General features: G+C 64.0%; 16 protein-coding genes. 10 read left to right on the top strand and 6 right to left on the bottom strand.

The window, feature by feature from the left end:
* Positions 1 to 7: 7 nt before the first annotated feature.
* The 8 genes from TSA66_RS03885 (at position 8) to TSA66_RS03920 (ending at position 5,065) form a co-directional block, all read left to right on the top strand.
* A complete protein-coding gene (locus TSA66_RS03885; protein WP_040039062.1) occupies positions 8 to 940 on the top strand; it encodes a 2-hydroxyacid dehydrogenase in 933 nt (310 codons plus the stop codon).
* A gap of 1 nt (position 941) precedes the next feature.
* Positions 942 to 1,850 carry a hydroxymethylglutaryl-CoA lyase gene (locus tag TSA66_RS03890; RefSeq protein ID WP_040039063.1) on the top strand — a complete coding sequence of 303 codons (909 nt, stop codon included), beginning with the start codon at positions 942 to 944 and terminating at the stop codon, positions 1,848 to 1,850.
* 42 nt (positions 1,851 to 1,892) lie between these two features.
* Positions 1,893 to 2,489 carry a uracil-DNA glycosylase family protein gene (locus tag TSA66_RS03895; RefSeq protein WP_040039064.1) on the top strand — a complete coding sequence of 199 codons (597 nt, stop codon included), beginning with the start codon at positions 1,893 to 1,895 and terminating at the stop codon, positions 2,487 to 2,489.
* Complete coding sequence (locus tag TSA66_RS03900) at positions 2,489 to 2,974, top strand: YbaK/EbsC family protein (RefSeq protein ID WP_040039065.1); 486 nt, start codon at positions 2,489 to 2,491, stop codon at positions 2,972 to 2,974. The genes TSA66_RS03895 and TSA66_RS03900 overlap by 1 nt, the downstream gene beginning before the upstream one ends.
* Before the next feature lie 19 nt (positions 2,975 to 2,993).
* Positions 2,994 to 3,422, top strand: coding sequence for a thioesterase family protein (locus tag TSA66_RS03905; protein ID WP_040039066.1), 429 nt, complete (start codon positions 2,994 to 2,996; stop codon positions 3,420 to 3,422).
* Positions 3,419 to 3,634, top strand: coding sequence for a DUF1289 domain-containing protein (locus TSA66_RS03910; RefSeq protein WP_040039067.1), 216 nt, complete (start codon positions 3,419 to 3,421; stop codon positions 3,632 to 3,634). Before TSA66_RS03905 ends, TSA66_RS03910 begins: the two co-directional genes overlap by 4 nt.
* A gap of 76 nt (positions 3,635 to 3,710) precedes the next feature.
* Entirely contained in the window at positions 3,711 to 4,160 is a 450-nt protein-coding gene (locus TSA66_RS03915; protein ID WP_040039068.1) for a hypothetical protein, read from the top strand.
* Positions 4,157 to 5,065, top strand: coding sequence for an MBL fold metallo-hydrolase (locus TSA66_RS03920; protein WP_040039069.1), 909 nt, complete (start codon positions 4,157 to 4,159; stop codon positions 5,063 to 5,065). Before TSA66_RS03915 ends, TSA66_RS03920 begins: the two co-directional genes overlap by 4 nt.
* 111 nt (positions 5,066 to 5,176) lie before the next feature.
* Here TSA66_RS03920 and TSA66_RS03925 read toward each other — a convergent pair whose 3' ends face one another.
* Both TSA66_RS03925 and TSA66_RS03930 read right to left on the bottom strand, forming a co-directional pair.
* Positions 5,177 to 6,040 (bottom strand): enoyl-CoA hydratase-related protein, encoded by an 864-nt coding sequence (locus tag TSA66_RS03925; RefSeq protein WP_040039070.1) that lies wholly within the window; start codon positions 6,038 to 6,040, stop codon positions 5,177 to 5,179.
* Positions 6,041 to 6,056: 16 nt separating this feature from the next.
* Entirely contained in the window at positions 6,057 to 6,722 is a 666-nt protein-coding gene (locus tag TSA66_RS03930) for a TetR/AcrR family transcriptional regulator (RefSeq protein ID WP_052452091.1), read from the bottom strand.
* A gap of 167 nt (positions 6,723 to 6,889) precedes the next feature.
* Here TSA66_RS03930 and TSA66_RS03935 point away from each other — a divergent pair, with 167 nt between their 5' ends.
* Positions 6,890 to 7,861 carry an NAD(P)H-dependent flavin oxidoreductase gene (locus tag TSA66_RS03935; protein ID WP_040039071.1) on the top strand — a complete coding sequence of 324 codons (972 nt, stop codon included), beginning with the start codon at positions 6,890 to 6,892 and terminating at the stop codon, positions 7,859 to 7,861.
* Between the two features lie 95 nt (positions 7,862 to 7,956).
* On the opposite strand, the gene TSA66_RS03940 is transcribed toward TSA66_RS03935, so the two are convergent.
* On the bottom strand, positions 7,957 to 8,544 hold the full coding sequence (locus TSA66_RS03940) for a hypoxanthine-guanine phosphoribosyltransferase (protein ID WP_040039072.1): 588 nt from the start codon (positions 8,542 to 8,544) through the stop codon (positions 7,957 to 7,959).
* Between the two features lie 150 nt (positions 8,545 to 8,694).
* A complete protein-coding gene (locus TSA66_RS25350) occupies positions 8,695 to 12,336 on the bottom strand; it encodes a bifunctional diguanylate cyclase/phosphodiesterase (protein WP_052452092.1) in 3,642 nt (1,213 codons plus the stop codon).
* Between the two features lie 188 nt (positions 12,337 to 12,524).
* Between TSA66_RS25350 and TSA66_RS03950 the strand changes: the two genes are divergently transcribed.
* Complete coding sequence (locus TSA66_RS03950) at positions 12,525 to 12,806, top strand: hypothetical protein (RefSeq protein ID WP_040039073.1); 282 nt, start codon at positions 12,525 to 12,527, stop codon at positions 12,804 to 12,806.
* On the opposite strand, the gene TSA66_RS25355 is transcribed toward TSA66_RS03950, so the two are convergent.
* Positions 12,807 to 14,480, bottom strand: coding sequence for a diguanylate cyclase (locus TSA66_RS25355; RefSeq protein ID WP_052452093.1), 1,674 nt, complete (start codon positions 14,478 to 14,480; stop codon positions 12,807 to 12,809).
* Between the two features lie 194 nt (positions 14,481 to 14,674).
* Entirely contained in the window at positions 14,675 to 15,922 is a 1,248-nt protein-coding gene (locus TSA66_RS03960) for a phenylacetate--CoA ligase family protein (RefSeq protein WP_040039074.1), read from the bottom strand.
* Positions 15,923 to 15,958: the final 36 nt, after the last annotated feature.

A 15,958-nucleotide genomic window follows, 5' to 3' on the forward strand; every position in this document is an offset into this window, starting at 1 on the left:
CCGCGCGATGCGAATCCTGTTTCATTCGTCCGCCGATGATCCGGCTGCGTGGCTGTCGGCGCTGGCGGCCGCGCTGCCCGAAGCAAGCCTGCGCGTGTGGCAGGAGGGGGACGATGCGCCGGCCGATTATGCGCTCGTCTGGAAGCCGCCCGCCGCGATGCTGCAAGGCCGCCATGCGTTGAAAGGCATTTTCAACCTCGGCGCGGGTGTCGATGCGATCCTGCAGCTGGGAGACGCCTTGCCGGCCGGCGTGCCGCTCATCCGGCTCGACGACGCGGGCATGGCGATCCAGATGGCTGAATACGTCATGCATGCGGTGTTGCGCTACTACCGGCGCTTTGACGAACTCGAAGCGCAGGCGCGCGCCGGCAAATGGAACCGGAGTCTGCACCCGTTCCGGAAAAGCGATTTCCCGGTCGGGATCCTGGGCCTCGGCGTGCTCGGTACAAAAATCGCACAGGCGCTCGCGCCGTTCGGCTTTCCGCTGCTCGGCTGGAGCCGCAGCGGGAAAGACATCCCGGGTGTAAGCTGCCATGCGGGGGAGCCGGAACTGGACACCTTCCTGCGCAGCACGCGCGTGCTCGTTTGCGTCTTGCCGCTGACGTCCGAGACCGCCGGCATCCTGAACCGGGCGAACATGGCGAAACTGCGCAACGGCGCCTATGTGATCAACATCGCGCGCGGGGCGCACCTTGTCGAAGAGGACTTGCTCGCTTTGCTGCACGAAGGGCATATCGCGGGCGCGACGCTGGACGTGTTCCAGACCGAGCCGCTTCCGGCGGCCCATCCGTTCTGGCAAGAGCCTCGCGTCACAATCACCCCGCATGTCGCGGCGTTGACCCTGCTGCAGGAAAGCGTTGAACAGATAGCCGTGAAAATCCGCGCGATGCAGCGTGGCGAAACCGTCGCCGGCATCGTGGACCGAAATAAAGGATATTGAGATGACACTCCCAGCCAAAGTCAAAATCGTCGAAGTCGGCCCGCGCGACGGCCTGCAGAATGAGAAAGAAACCATCCCCGCCGACATCAAGATCGAGCTGGTCGACCGCCTGACCGCGGCAGGTTTTGCCAACATCGAGGCGGCATCCTTCGTGTCGCCGAAATGGGTGCCGCAGATGGCGACCTCCGCCGAGGTGATGGCGCGCATCCATCGCAAGCCGGGCGTGGTGTACTCGGTGCTCACGCCGAACATGAAAGGCTTCGAGGCGGCGCTCGCGGCGAAGGCCGACGAAGTGGTGATCTTCGGCGCGGCTTCCGAAGCGTTCTCGCAAAAGAACATCAACTGCTCGATCGCCGAATCGATCGAGCGCTTCCGCGACGTGGCGCAAGCGGCCAAGCAGCACAGCATCCGCCTGCGCGGCAGCATCAGCTGCGCGTTCGGCTGCCCCTACCAGGGCGAGGTGAGCGCCGACAGCGTGGCCGACGTGGTCAGGCGCCTGCGCGAGCTCGGCTGCGATGAAATCGACATTGCCGACACCATCGGCGTCGGCACGCCGAAAAAAGTGCAGGCGGTGATGGAGCGCGCGGCGACGGAATTCCCGATCGAGCGCCTGTCCGGCCATTTTCACGACACCTACGGCCAGGCGCTGGCCAATATCTACGCCAGCATGGAAGTCGGCATCGCGATCTTCCATTCGTCGGTGGCCGGCCTCGGCGGCTGCCCGTACGCGAAGGGCGCCACCGGCAACGTGTCGACCGAAGACGTGCTGTACATGATGAACGGCCTGGGCATTGATACCGGCATCGACCTCGGTGCCGTGGTCGACGCCGGCCAGTTCATCTCGCAGCACCTCGGCCGCAAGGCGGTCAGCCGCGCCGGCAATGCGATTGCCGCCAAGCGCAACGGCTGACCGGATGGGCGGGCAGCCGCTGCCCGCAGGAGTGGACCTGCCGTGACAAAGTCGAAGCTGCCGCAATTGCTGGCCGAGATACGCTCTTGCCAGACCTGCGTCGCGCACCTGCCGCACGCACCGCGCCCGGTGGTCCAGGCGGGCGCGAATGCGAGGCTGTTAATTGTCGGGCAGGCGCCCGGCCGGCTGGTGCATGAAACCGGCATCCCCTGGAACGATCCGTCCGGCGACCGCCTGCGCGCATGGCTTGGCCTGGCGCCCGACGTGTTCTATGACGAACAGCGCGTGGCGATCGTGCCGACCGCGTTTTGCTATCCGGGCAAGGGCAAAAGCGGCGACTTGCCGCCGCGCGCGGAATGCGCGCCCCTGTGGCATGCGCCGGTCATGGCGCAACTGCGCGACGTGCGCCTGACCCTGCTGATCGGGCGCTATGCGCAGCAATTCTATTTAAGAGAGAATTGCAAGGCGACGCTGACCGAAACGGTCGCCGCCTATGAACAATATCTGCCGCAGTATTTCCCGCTGCCGCACCCGAGCCCGCGCAACCGCCTGTGGTTCAAGGCGAACGGCTGGTTCGAACGCGATGTGGTGCCGGCCCTGAAGAAGCTGGTCGCCGCGGCATTAACAGAGAAAGTGTGATGAAGCTTCCAGAAACAGCACAGCGCGTGGCCGACCTGCTGAAGGAACTGGGCCACGACAAGCCGGTCGTGATGCTGCCGGAAACCGGCAAGACCTCTGCCGAGGCGGCTGCCGGCCTCGGCTGCTCGGTGGCCGAAATTGCGAAATCGATCGTATTCCGCCGGCTGGCCGACGATGCGCCGGTGATGGTGGTCGCCAGCGGTGCCAACCGTGTCGATGAAGGCAAGGTGGCGGCCCTCGTCGGCGCGCTCGGACGCGCCGATGCCCGGTTCGTCAAGGAACGCATCGGTTATGCCATCGGCGGCGTGTGCCCGATCGGCCATGTGCAGCAGACGGTGATGCTGGTCGATGAAGATCTGCTCAGGTTCGACAGCGTGTGGGCGGCGGCCGGCCACCCGCACGCGGTATTCAACCTGACGCCGCGGCAGCTGCTGGCGCTGACCGGCGCGCCGGTGGCCGATGTCGCATTGCGCAGCGCTAACTGACCTTATCCTTGCCACACCGATGAAACCGCCCCTTGTCCCCGGCATCACCTTCGAATGGACCTATGTCGTCCCCGAGCGCTCGACCGTGCCCAACCTGTACCACGACACCGCGTTTTGCCGCGACATGCCGGACGTGCTGGCGACCGGCTACATGGTCGGCATGATGGAGCTGGCCTGCGTGAACGGCATCATGCCCTATGTCGACTGGCCGCGCGAGCAGAGCCTGGGCGTGCATGTGAGCTTTTCGCATCTGGCGCCGACGCCGCCCGGCATGACACTGACCATCAGGGGCGAAGTGACCGAAGTCGACGGCCGCCGCGTGACGTTCCGCGTCGAGGCGTGGGATGGCGTCGACAAGATCACCGAAGGCGTGCACGAGCGCATGATCATCGTGCCGGAAAAATTCAACGCCAAGGTGGCGCAGAAAAAGGCCAAGCGCGCGGCATGAGCATCGACTTTGATCCGGCGGCCGACAGCGGCAGCGTGCCTTCGCCCTGCATCAACGTGTGCCGCATGAATGCGCAAACGGGCCTGTGCGAAGGATGCTTTCGCACCCTCGACGAGATTGCGCGGTGGGGCACGGCAAGCAACGCGTACAAGCGCTCCGTGTGGGGCGAGATCAAGAGGCGGCAGGAGAGCCTGTTTGACGCCGGAATGTGAGCCTGACGTGCGGCGGCAATTGCGCAATAATGGCGGACAGGCGTCACTCCTGGCGCCACGCGTACATCGCAAAGACATGAAATTTGAATTCTACAAGCCGGAAAAAACCGTCACCGGCCCGGCCTACAGCCCGTGGTTCAAGCTGGTCGCCACCGTGCTGACCGCACTGCTGGCATTCTATGGGCTCCACATCGCGCTGAGTTTCCCGCTGATGCAGTACAGCTTCGGCGTGAAAGCCTTGCTGCTTTGCGCGGCGCTGATGCTGGGCGTGAGCTATTACTGGTTCCTGCGCTCGACCATCACCGTCGACGCCACCGGCATCACGCAGACCTGGATGTACAACCGCCACGTTGAATGGCGCGACGTTCGCAGCGCGAAGATGATCGGCATTCCCTACGCGGGTTGGCTATTCCCGCCGCGGCTGATCGTGCGCACCGGGAATGCATTCATGACCTTCAACGGCGGCTCGCAGGCGGTACTGGTCGAGTTCGCCAAGATTTCGCTGGCTTACCAGATGAAAAAATGAAGCTTCCTGCATCGATGCATGTGTTCCAGCGCGGCTGGCTGTCGTCCAACAATATCCTGTTTGCCGGCGGCGGCGAGACGGCGCTGATCGACAGCGGCTATGTCACGCATGTGCCGCAGACGGTGGCGCTGGTGTCGCATGCATTGCAGGGCCGGCCGCTCGACCGCTTGATCAACACCCACCTGCATTCCGACCACTGCGGCGGCAATGCGGCGCTGCAGGGCGCGTTCGGCTGCCGCACCTGGATCCCCGCCGCCGAAGCGGACAAGGTGCGCGCCTGGAACGAGGATGCGCTGACTTTTGCGGCGACCGGGCAGTCCTGCGCGCGCTTCGGCTTCGACGATACCCTCGCGCCGGGCGATGTGCTGGCGCTTGGCGGCATGAGCTGGCAGGTGCTGGGCGCGCCGGGGCACGACCCGCATTCGCTGATTTTTTATTGCCCTGAAGAGCGCATCCTGATTTCCGCCGACGCCTTGTGGGAGAACGGCTTCGGCGTGGTGTTTCCGGAACTCGAAGGCGAGTCCGGGTTTGCCGAGGTGCGCGCGACGCTGGAACTGATCGCGTCGCTCGACGTGCGGCTGGTGATTCCGGGACATGGGGCGCCGTTTTCCGACGTGGACAAGGCGCTGCAAACGGCGTTTTCGCGTATCGATTATTTCATGGCGGACCCGGTGCGCAATGCGCAGAATGCGCTCAAGGTGCTGCTGAAGTTCTTGCTGCTGGAGCGCCAGAGCATGACGCTTGCCGAAGTCGAGGCGCTGCTGGCGCGGATGCCCTTGTCGGTGGAGGCGAACCGACGGTATCTGAACATGTCGGCGCCGCAGCTCGCGCAGTGGGCGGTTGCCCAGCTGGTAAAGGCGGGGGCCGCCGAGGCGAGCGGGGGAATGTTAAGGAATCGCGAGTGAATCTCGCGTAGCGTTGTTCAATCGCCTTCCCCGGTAATTCGACGCCCTTCGTCGACGGCATTCCCTCCCTCTCAGGGGGAAGGATGTGCGTCCCCGTTTTTCGTTTTGTTCTTACTTCAACTCGTACTTCGCCTGCGCGAACGATTGCAGCGCCGGCAGATCGTCGAATTGCGGCGAGCGTCCCTGCTGCTTGGCTATGAACGATTCCAGCAGGTTGCTGCTTTGCCAGAGGCCGGACTGCAGCCAGCCCATCTGCTGCAGCGCGTCGTGTGTCGAATGGTCGCGCGCGTAATGGATCGCCTGCTTGCTGCCCCAGATCGCCACCGGCGGCTTTTCGGCGATTTCGCGCGCCATCTTCATCGCCGCTTCCAGCATCGCTTCCTGCGTCTCGAACACCTCGTTGACCAAGCCGACAGCGAGCGCCCGCTGCGCCGGCAGGCGCCGCCCGGTATAGGCCATCTCATGCACGATGCCCTCCGGGATCAGCTTCGGCAGGCGCTGCAGCGTGCCCATGTCGGCGGTCATGCCGATGTTGATTTCCTGGATGCAGAAGAAAGCGTCGGCGACAGCCAGACGGATGTCGCACGCGCAGACCATGTCCAGGCCGCCGCCGATGCAGCCGCCCTGGATCGCGGCGATGACCGGCATGCGCAGCTGCTCGATCAGGTTGAATGTCTGCTGCATGTCGCTGATGAGGGACGCGATGCTGGCGCGCCCGCCGGCCGATTTCTCATCGAGCGAGATGCCGGATTCCGGCCCGCCGGCGAACACGTCGAGCGCCATGCCGGCGGTGAAGTGCTTGCCGGTCGACGAAATCACCAGCGCGCGTGCCGAGGGAACGCGTTGCAGCGCCTGCAGCACTTCGGTCAGCTCGCGCCACAGCACCGGCTGCATCGTGTTGAACGCGGCGGGGCGGTTGAGGACCAGATGGGCGACTTTGGCGGTGATGCTGAAGTTGATGCATTGATATGTCATGGCTAGCCTCCTTGTTCTAGTGTTGTTGGAGTGATTCGTTGCGCGGCATCTGCAGCGAGCGCAGCACTGCGTCGACCGCCGCCTCGAACAGTTCGTCCGCGCGTTCGGTCTTCAGGTAATAGCCTTTGAGCTCCAGGCTGACCGCGCCGTGCATCGCGGCCCACAACAGGCGCGCGGCGGCGGTCGGGTTCGACGGCGGCAGCGCGCCGCGCTTCATGCAGGCGTCGAACGCGTCGATCAGGACCTCGAACGATTCCCATGCCTTCTTGCGCGACTCGACGGGCGGCACGAAGCCGGCAATCGCATCGCCGAACATCACCATGTAATAGCTCGGATTGTGCTTGGCGTATTGATGGTAGACGCGCGCATGCAGCCGCAGCGACGCCAGCCCATCCTTGTCGTTCTTGCCGTTCGCCTGTTCCGATGCGACCCGGAATTCCTCCTTCAGGCGCGCAAAGCCCTCCAGGTACAGTTCGTTGGACAGGCCATCCTTGCCGCCGAAAAAGGAATACAGCAGCGTGGTCGAGCAGTTGACCGCATCCGCCACGCGCCGCACCGTCAGCGCCGACGGGCCTTCCTCGGTCAAGAGGCGGGTGGCGGCGTCCAGCATGCCCTGGCGCAGCGACTGGCGCAGGTCTTCCTGCGCCTGCCGAAAGTCGATCGGTGACTTCTTGGGTTTCATCGAAAAAGGTTCAAAAAAGCGATTGACAAAAACATTGTTTTTTCTGGTAACATCATAACCAGAATATAAAAAAACGCAACCGGAAAAGCCGGTGGCAGAGTAAAAAAATCGCAACGGGCGCTATCGGAAAAAGCCTGATTTGCGTTCCGCTAACCAAAGGAGTCAACATGACAAGCAATCGTTTGCCCGCCGCGCTGCAGAACCTGTCCCTGCCGGTGATCGGCTCGCCGCTGTTCATCGCCAGCGGCCCGGCGCTGGTCAAGGCGCAATGCAAGGCCGGCATCGTCGGCTCGTTCCCGGCCTTGAATGCCCGCCCGGCCGAGCTGCTCGATACCTGGCTGACCGATATCCAGTCCGAGCTGGCTGCCTACAAGGAGGCCAATCCGGGCGCCCAGGTCGGCCCGATCGCGGTCAACCAGATCGTGCACCAGTCCAATGATCGTCTCGCGCATGATGTCGAAGTGTGCGTCAAGCACCAGGTGCCGATCATCATTTCCAGCCTGCGCGCGCCGCCCAAGGAAATGCTCGACGCCATCCACAGCTACGGCGGCATCGTGCTGCATGACGTGATCTCGATACGTCATGCGCAGAAGGCGCTGGAAGCGGGGGTCGACGGCCTGATCCTGGTGGCCGCCGGCGCCGGCGGGCATGCCGGCACGCTGTCGCCGTTCGCGCTGGTGGGCGAAGTGCGCAAGTTCTTCAATGGCCCGATCGCGCTGTCCGGTTCGATCGCCAGCGGCGACGCCATTCTCGCGGCGCAGGCGATGGGCGCCGATTTCGCCTACATCGGCTCGCGCTGGCTGGCGACCAAGGAATCGAATGTCGACGACGCCTACCGCCAGGCCATCGTCGAGTCGTCCGCGGCCGACATCGTGTACACCAATCTGTTTACTGGCGTGCACGGCAACTATCTGAAGAAATCGATCATGGCCGCCGGCCTCGATCCGGACAACCTGCCGGAAGCCGACAAGTCGAAGATGAATTTCGGCTCCGGTGGCGGAAGCAAGGCCAAGGCATGGCGCGACATCTGGGGCGCGGGGCAGGGCGTGGGCCTGATGGACGATGTGCCGAGCGTGGCGGAAGTGGTGGAGCGCCTGAAGGCGGAGTACGCGGCGGCGAGAAAGCGCCTGGCGCTGTAATCAGGGATTTGCCGTGGCGTGCGCTCTCCGCGCGCCACGGTGCTCTTGCGGCAGTGTTTCCGGCGCGCCCCGGGGGAGGGCTGCCGGCGTCACGTTCACTCCTTGTCCGCGGTCTTGATGGCCCAGATCCCGGGCAGGTTGCGCCAGTAGCCGTAGGCATCCATTCCGTAGCCGACCACGAACTTGTTGGGCAGGGTCAGGCCGACGTAATCGGCGGTGATCGGCTTTTTCTTGCCGATGTCCTTGTCGGCAAATACCGCCACCACCACGTCGGCGGCGCCCATTTCGAGCAGCCGCTCCTTGACGTGCGCCAGCGTCTCGCCCTCGTCGAGGATATCGTCGAGCACGACCACCGTGCGGCCCTGCACGTTCGAGCGCGGGATCACTTTCCATTCGATCTTGCCGCCCTGGTCCATGCTGCCGTAGCGCGTCACATGCATGTAATCGAATTCGAGCGGAAAGTGCAGGCGCGTCAGCAGCTGGCCGCAAAACACGACCGCGCCGCCCATCACGCCCAGCACCAGCGGGAAGGCTTCGCCATCGTCGACGTTGAAGCGCTGGTTGAGCTGTTGCGCCACCTTGTCGACGGCCTGCTGCACGGCCGCCTCATCGAAAATCAGTTCGGCGTCGGCCAGCAGCGCGCGCGCTTTGTTGCGGTGGAATTCGGAATCGAAAAATGACATGGTGCTAAGCCTCGATGCAAGAGTATTCAATGTGTAACATGTTGTTACCCGGCATCGTACCCCAGGTTGAATCGTCGCCACAAATGCCGGGCGAGGCCATTGCGCAACAGTGGCGCCGCGCGGCCGCCGATTCCGTAGTCAAAATGCAAACTAAGCCACCGCCAGTCCGGTGCGGCTGCGGTACCAGTCCTCGAATTCATCGCCGGCCACCGGCTGGCAGACATAAAAGCCCTGGATCGCCGTGCAGTGGCGCGCATGCAGCGACTCCAGCTCGACTTGCGATTCGATACCTTCGGCGATCACCTGCAGGCCCAGTTCCTGGCCCAGGTTGATGATGGCGGCGGCGATCGCCATGTTGCCGCGATCGATGTTGAGCTCGTGGATGAAGTCCTTGTCGATCTTGATCGCATCCACCGGCAGGCGCTTCAGGTGCGACAGGCTCGAATAGCCCTTGCCGAAATCGTCGAGCACCACGTGCACGCCTAGCTGGCGCAGCGCGTGCAGCGCATCGACCACCGCTTCGGCGTTCTTGACCAGCACGTTCTCGGGGATTTCCAGCTGCAGGCAGTCCGGATCGATCCCGGTATCGGCCATCGCCTTGGCCACCGTGGCGCGAAAGCCGGCCTGCCGGAACTGCGCCGGCGACACGTTGACCGACATGGTGAGCGCGTCGAGCCCGTTGGCCTGCCAGGCGCGCTGCTGGCGGCAGGCCTCGTGCAGTGCCCATTCCCCCAGCTGGTGGATGATGCCGGTATATTCCGCAACCGGGATGAACTGATCGGGTGCCACCCCGGCGCCCGGCCAGCGCAACAGGGCCTCGGCCCCGATCACGGCCCCCGAGTCGAGGTCGACGATCGGCTGATAATGGAGCCGGAATTCGTTTTGTCGCAGGCCGCCGCGCAGCCGGCTCTCCATGACCAGCGCCGATGCCGCGCGCTCGTTCAATTCCTGCGTGAAGAACTGAAAGTTGTCGCGCCCGCATTCCTTGGCGTGGTACATGGCGGCGTCGGCATTGCGCGTGAGCGTGAAGATATCGTTGCCGTCGGCCGGGAACATGGCAATGCCGATGCTCGACGACACCTGCAGCCGCAGCTCCTTGTAGGCGCACGGCTGGCCAAGCGAGGCGATGCATTGCGTCGCCACCCGTCCCGCGCCGCGCGGCCCATCCACGTCGGCCAGCACAACCAGGAACTCGTCGCCGCCCAGGCGACCCACCATGTCCTCGGCCCGCACGCAGCTGCGCAGGCGACGCGCTACTTCGCGCAGCACGGCGTCGCCCGCGTCGTGGCCGTAGGTGTCGTTGATCGGCTTGAAGCGGTCCAGGTCGATGAACAGCACCGCGCTTTTCAGCCCGTCGCGCAGCGCCGAGGCCAGCGTGCGTTCACCGAAGGCATACGACAGCGCCCGGTTGGGCAGGCCGGTGAGGGTGTCGTGCTGGGCCAGGTGCAGCATTTCCTGTTCGGTTTGCTTGCGCGCGGTGATGTCGAGGCAGGTGCCGGCCACGTGGCGCGGTGCGCCCTGGGCATTGCGCTCCAGGATGCGCGCCCGCACCAGCATCCATTTCCAGTGCCCGTCGCCGGCGCGCATGCGCAGCTCCGTCTCGCCCGTGTCGCGCGTGCTGTGATCGACGTCGTGCAGCTGTTCGGTCAGGCGCTCGCGGTCGTCCGGATGGATCAATGCCAGCCAAAAGTCGAGATCGCGCCGCACCTTGTCTTGCGTCAGGCCGAGCGATGCGGGCAGCTTGTCGAGGTATTGCAGCGTGCGCCGGTCGCAATCGAGGTGCCACAGGTGCACGTCGGCGCCTTCCAGCGCCACGTCCAGATCCTGCTTGCTCTTGAGGACGGCTGCTTCCGCCTCCTTGCGCGCCGAGATGTCTTCGATGACGGCGATGGCGTATGCCGCTTCGCCATTCCTGTCGCGCACGCAGGAAATGCTGGCATCGACCCAGATCGTGTTGCCGTTGCGGCAGCGGTAGCGCTTCTCGACCAGGATGCTGTCGACTTCGCCGCGCAGCAGCTTGCGGTAGGGCTCGCGGCCGATCTCGATGTCGTCCGGATGGGTAATGTCTTCGACGTTGCGGCTCGTCAGCTCTTCCGCCGAGTAGCCGATAATTTCGGTCATCTTGCGGTTGACGTACAACAGGCGCATGTCGGGCGCCATCAGCGCGATGCCGACCGCCGCATTGTCGTACACGGCGCGAAAACGCTGGTCGTACTGTGCCAGCTTATCTTCCGTGCGCTTGCGTTCGGTGATGTCGCGCACCACGCCGGTGAACTTGCGCCGGCCCGCCACCAGCATTTCACTGACCATCAGCTCAATCGGAAACTGGGAGCCGTTCTTGCGTTGCGCCAGCAGTTCGCGGTTAATGCCGAGCACATGGCGTTCGCCGCTGCGCAGGTAGCGCGTCAGGTAGGCGTCGTGCTGTTCGCGGTGCGGCGACGGCATCAGGATGTTGACGTTGCGCCCGATCAGCTCGCCCACGCGGTAGCCGAAGGTCTGTTCCGTCACCGGGTTGACCCGTTCGATGATGCCTCTTTCATCGATCACGATCACGGCATCCTGCATGGTCGACAGCATGGAACTGAGCAGCGCGCGTTCCTCGGCGGCGTGCTTGCTTTGTGAAATATCCTGCATCACGCTCACGAAGCCGACCAGCTGGCCGGCTTCGTGCAGCGCGGTCATGGTGGTGTAGACATAGCGTACCGTGCCGTCCTGCCGCATGCCCCAGTGCTCGCGCGCGACATGGTCGCTCTTGCGCGCCGCCTCCAGCATTTGCGCCGGCACGCCGGCCTGGACTTCTTCCTGCGCGAACAGCCGCTCGAACGAGGAATCGATGATCGCTTCTGTCGGATAGCCCAGGATTTGCTGCGCGCCGGTATTCCAGCTGACGATCCGGCCGTCGGGCGTCAGCCTGAAAATCGCATAGTCGCGCACCGTCTGTACCAGCAGGCGCAGGTTGTCCTCGATGTGCGCCAGCTCCAAGCGGCGACGCATGCGCGTGGTGTCGTAGCGGTCGAGCGCCATCGCCTGCACCCACATGAAGACCGACAGCAGCAGCGCGCTGCCCGCCGCCGCCACCGCCAGGCCGAAGGCCGTGCCGAAGAGGGTGTGCTGCTGCCACTGGTAGGTCAGCCACGAGGCCAGAACGGGAATGGCGATGGCCGGCGAGAACAGGCGGCGCGCCATGACGCCGCCGGCGTTGGGACTTGCCAGCACCCGCATGAGGCCGGCCTCCGGACGCGCGCACAGGATGGCCAGCGACAGCAGCAGCAGCAGGGCGGACACGCCGATGGTCATCGGCATGTTGTGGTCGACCTGAATCAGCGTGGTTACGCCGAACACATGGCCGACCATGGCCAGCACCGACGCGCCCAGGCTGACTACGGCGAAGATCTGGGCGGTCAGCAGGCTCGCAGGGCGGCCGGGCAGCAGCAGGATCGCCAGCGACAGCAGCGCGAGCGCCACCGCCGTATTGGGCGGCATGATGACTATCGCCACCGTCGCCTGCGGCGTGCCGATGGACAGGTAGTAGGCAAGGGTCAGCAGCGCGATGCTCAGCACGGCCGCGGCCAGGCCGTTGGCAAAGGAGATGGCGCGGTCGTTGTGATGCCTCAGGTAAATTGCGCCGCCGCACAGCATGAAGCACACGCTGGCCACGATATGGGGAAATTGCGGTTGGAGCGCGGTGCCGAAAAAATAGAGGCGGGCAAGAGCGATACTTGCCCCAAGCAATGACGTAACGCCGGCAAAGACCTTCGACAGCCGTTTGAGCTGACCAACGAGAATGTACATAAAGATAGATGCGGCTCCGCCACGACCGTTACCGGCAGCGCAGGCGCTCACGGTCCAAGTGGATTGGAATACGCGCAATAGCGCGAGGTTCCGTTCATGCGTCGGGATAGTGCCGCTGCAACACCGATATGCCGGGAATTTTTGCCGCACGGCGCGTTCGAACAGTTTTGAGGATGAAGGGGAGCGCGATGAAAACTACATTGAAGCAACATCAGATCAGGACCAAACGGCCGACCGGGGAAAGCAGTCCGACCCCGCGCATGCCGCACGAACGTGATGAATCGGACGATAGTCAGGAAAGCACAGGGAATACCACCGGGCACGATGTTGCAGGGCGAACCGATATGAAGCAGGCCTATGACGACTTGCAAAACGGCCAGGTCGATACCGATCTGCGGGAAACCGGCGGGGTTGACGAAGTGGTGAACGACCGCCCCGGACAGTCTCCGGATAAGGTGGTAAAGAAATGATCAGGCCACATTGAACATGCCTGCCTCCTGCTCTACGCGGTTGCGACCGTTTCCCTTGGCACGATAGAGCGCAGCATCGGCTCGGCTGATCGCGGCGCCGGCGCTGGCGTCGCCCGGCTCGAGTGCGGCTATGCCAATGCTGATAGTCGCCACAATGGGCCTGCCTTCGTGCACCACTGGCGTGTCTGCAACCCTTTGCCGCAGCCGCTCGGCGAACGCGCGCGCACCGGCGGCGTCGGCGCCGGGCAAAATGAGTGCGAATTCCTCGCCACCCAGGCGCCCCGCCATATCGTTCTTGCGCAGACTGTCACGCATCAGACGCGTTACATGCCGCAGCACCGCGTCGCCCGCGGCATGGCCGTATCCGTCGTTGATGCGCTTGAAATGATCCAGGTCCAGCATCAGCACTATCGCAGATTGCATCACTTGCCGCTGTAACTGGGCCAGCGATTCCTCCATGCGGGCGAGGAAATGGCGCCGGTTCGGCAAGCCGGTCAGGCTGTCGGTCGTCGCCATTTCTCGCAGCTCGGTTTCCATCCGCTTACGCGCGGTAATGTCGCGCACCATGCCCAGCGCATGCATGCAGCCATGCAGTTGCACGATGGAGATTGACAGTTCGATCGGGAATTCTTCGCCATTCTTGCGCAATGCGGTAACTTCTACCGTGCGCCCTATCATCGGCCCGCTGCCGGACGCGCAGAATTGCGCAAAGCCGCGCCGGATCTCGTCGCGATAGCGCGGCGCAGCCAGCAGGTCGTGCATGTTCCTGCCCAGTGTCTCGTCCTCCGCATAACCGAACATCGCGCTGGCAGCGGGGTTCCAGTAGACGATGGCTTCCCTCTGGTCGATGATGAGAATCGCGTCCTTGGCCGAGGTACTGATCGAACGGAAGCGCTCCTCGCTTTCTGCCAGCTCCTCCGTTTTTTTCTGCAGGTCCCGGGTGCGCTGCCGCACCTGCTCTTCCAGCATTTCCCGGTGCTCCCGTAATTCTTCGGTGGTGGCTTGCAGTTTGCCGACCACGTTGCGCAGATGGCGCGCAAACGGCTGAAAGATGAAGGCTGCTTCCATCACCAGCAACAGCAGCGTCACCAGCCAGACGACAGTTTCGGCACTCTCGAGGCGGCGGATAGCGCGTTCGCCTTCCGCCTGGTACTGTCGCACCATCTTGTCGAGCGCGGCCACCAGCGGGCCTGGCGCCCTCGTCATGATGTAGCGCAGCTGCGGGTTGTCCAGGGTCAGGTCCTCGTCGCGTGTCTGCAGCAGCGCCTGCACGGCCGCCAGATAGGCGCGCACCTGACTATCGAGCGCGTCCGGGCCGTCGAAATACATCGCGTGCACGGTGCGCGACATCTCGCCCGGCAGGCCCAGGTCGCGGTCGCCGCGGATCAGGCCCAGATGCGAGCGCTGCATCAAAGCGGCCGCTTCCCTGAGCCGGCTGCGCACCTCTTGACGCTGTTGTCGCGGCGTGTGCAGCAGCAGCGACGAAAACAGTGCGGTGCGCTGGCTCAGCATGCGCTGCCGGCCGCTGATATTGACCACGGCGGCGGTGCTCTTCTGTTCGGAAATGACTAGGTGCAGGCTCAGCCATGCGGCGGTGGTCAGCATCGCGACCAGCGTCAGCGCGACAATGTAGCGCCAGGTCAGCGCACGAGCTATGAGTAACTCCGAAGGCATAGTTTCCGTAAAGCAAATGTCGGGCCAAACGGAGAACGGCAGGACGTGCTTTGTTAACAGATCTTGTCGAGCTGTAACGATAGGCGTGTCTTCCCGAAAACAGGAAGAAATTCCGGATTCTGGAAAAAGAATACGCTGCTGTGGGGGCGGGTAGCATTTCTCCGGGGGCTATCCCGGAGAAGGATGGCTACTGTTTACTCGTAGCGACGCGTATCCTCAATCACCTTGCCATCGTTCGGCAGGCTGCCCGGCGCCACCAGCTTGACGTCGCCGCGCAGCTTGGTGATGTCGCGGATGGTATCGGTGATCGCTTCAGCCGACACGGCCGCAGCCGACGCCACTTCGCAGTGCAGCGTCATGATGTCGTTGGCCATTTCCCCCGACACGACCAGGCGCGCCTTGAGGATCGCCGGATGCCGCTTGGCCACTTCCGCCACCTGCGATGGATGGACGAACATGGCGCGCACCTTGGTGGTCTGATCGGCCCGCCCCATCCAGCCGCGGATGCGCATGTTGGTGCGACCGCACGGCGAGATGCCGGGCAGTACCGCGGACAGGTCGCCGGTGGCAAAACGCAGTAGCGGATAGTCCGGATTGAACGACGTGATCACGACTTCGCCGACTTCGCCTTCGGCGACCGGGTCGCCGGTGCCGGGGCGTACGATTTCCAGGATCAAGTCTTCATCGAGCACCATGCCCGGATTCACTTCGCCGCCGGTCTGCGTCTCGTATGCAATGTTGCCGATATCGGCTGAACCATACATTTGCAGCACATGCCGCACGCCATGGTCCTGCAGCCATTTGCGCAAGGAGGGCGGCAGCGCCTCAGCGCCGACCACGGCGCGCTGCACGCTGCTGATATCGGCATGCATTTCGCGCGCCTTTTCGATGATGATTTTGAGAAAGGACGGCGTGCCGATATAGGCATCGGGTTTCAAGGCAGCCATTGCCTGCACCTGCATCTCGGTCTGGCCGATGCCGGCCGGGATGACGGCGCAGCCGAGGCGCGCGGCGCCGCCCTCGACCATGAAGGCGGCCGGCGTGAAGTGATACGAAAAGCAGTTTTGCACCACATTGCCGGCACGCAGGCCCACGGCGGCCATCGGCCGCGCAAAGCGCCACCAGTCGATGCCCTGGCCTTCCGGGTCGAAGATCGGGCCGGGCGACATGAACAGACGGCGCAGCGCGCCCACCGGTGTCGCATTGAGCCCGCCGAACGGCATGCTTTCCTGCTGTAATTCCTTCAGGTCCGACTTGCGCGTGACCGGCAAGTGCGCCAGCGCGGCGCGCGAGGTGATGGCGCGCGGATCGACGCCGGCCAGGATGCGCGCCCAGCCGGGAGCGGATTGGGCGCGCGTCACCAGCTGCGGCAGGCGCATCATCAGGTCGGCTTCGCGCAGTTGCGGGTCGCGGGTTTCCAGCGAATCGAGATGGTCGGTCATGGCAGGTCCGTCAAAGTAGGGGAGGCCGTGCGCACC

Origin of the sequence: Noviherbaspirillum autotrophicum (assembly GCF_000818395.1) — a bacterium.
In the GTDB taxonomy this organism is placed as follows: domain Bacteria; phylum Pseudomonadota; class Gammaproteobacteria; order Burkholderiales; family Burkholderiaceae_D; genus Noviherbaspirillum; species Noviherbaspirillum autotrophicum.

What these genes read in the sequence shown, in the direction of transcription:
- TSA66_RS03885 (WP_040039062.1), top strand. Translation starts at nt 8, where the DNA reads ATGCGAATCCTGTTTCATTCGTCCGCCGATGATCCGGCTGCGTGGCTG.
- TSA66_RS03890 (WP_040039063.1), top strand. Translation starts at nt 942, where the DNA reads ATGACACTCCCAGCCAAAGTCAAAATCGTCGAAGTCGGCCCGCGCGAC.
- TSA66_RS03900 (WP_040039065.1), top strand. Translation starts at nt 2,489, where the DNA reads ATGAAGCTTCCAGAAACAGCACAGCGCGTGGCCGACCTGCTGAAGGAA.
- TSA66_RS03905 (WP_040039066.1), top strand. Translation starts at nt 2,994, where the DNA reads ATGAAACCGCCCCTTGTCCCCGGCATCACCTTCGAATGGACCTATGTC.
- TSA66_RS03910 (WP_040039067.1), top strand. Translation starts at nt 3,419, where the DNA reads ATGAGCATCGACTTTGATCCGGCGGCCGACAGCGGCAGCGTGCCTTCG.
- TSA66_RS03915 (WP_040039068.1), top strand. Translation starts at nt 3,711, where the DNA reads ATGAAATTTGAATTCTACAAGCCGGAAAAAACCGTCACCGGCCCGGCC.
- TSA66_RS03920 (WP_040039069.1), top strand. Translation starts at nt 4,157, where the DNA reads ATGAAGCTTCCTGCATCGATGCATGTGTTCCAGCGCGGCTGGCTGTCG.
- TSA66_RS03925 (WP_040039070.1), bottom strand. Translation starts at nt 6,040, where the DNA reads ATGACATATCAATGCATCAACTTCAGCATCACCGCCAAAGTCGCCCAT.
- TSA66_RS03930 (WP_052452091.1), bottom strand. Translation starts at nt 6,722, where the DNA reads ATGAAACCCAAGAAGTCACCGATCGACTTTCGGCAGGCGCAGGAAGAC.
- TSA66_RS03935 (WP_040039071.1), top strand. Translation starts at nt 6,890, where the DNA reads ATGACAAGCAATCGTTTGCCCGCCGCGCTGCAGAACCTGTCCCTGCCG.
- TSA66_RS03940 (WP_040039072.1), bottom strand. Translation starts at nt 8,544, where the DNA reads ATGTCATTTTTCGATTCCGAATTCCACCGCAACAAAGCGCGCGCGCTG.
- TSA66_RS25350 (WP_052452092.1), bottom strand. Translation starts at nt 12,336, where the DNA reads ATGTACATTCTCGTTGGTCAGCTCAAACGGCTGTCGAAGGTCTTTGCC.
- TSA66_RS03950 (WP_040039073.1), top strand. Translation starts at nt 12,525, where the DNA reads ATGAAAACTACATTGAAGCAACATCAGATCAGGACCAAACGGCCGACC.
- TSA66_RS25355 (WP_052452093.1), bottom strand. Translation starts at nt 14,480, where the DNA reads ATGCCTTCGGAGTTACTCATAGCTCGTGCGCTGACCTGGCGCTACATT.
- TSA66_RS03960 (WP_040039074.1), bottom strand. Translation starts at nt 15,922, where the DNA reads ATGACCGACCATCTCGATTCGCTGGAAACCCGCGACCCGCAACTGCGC.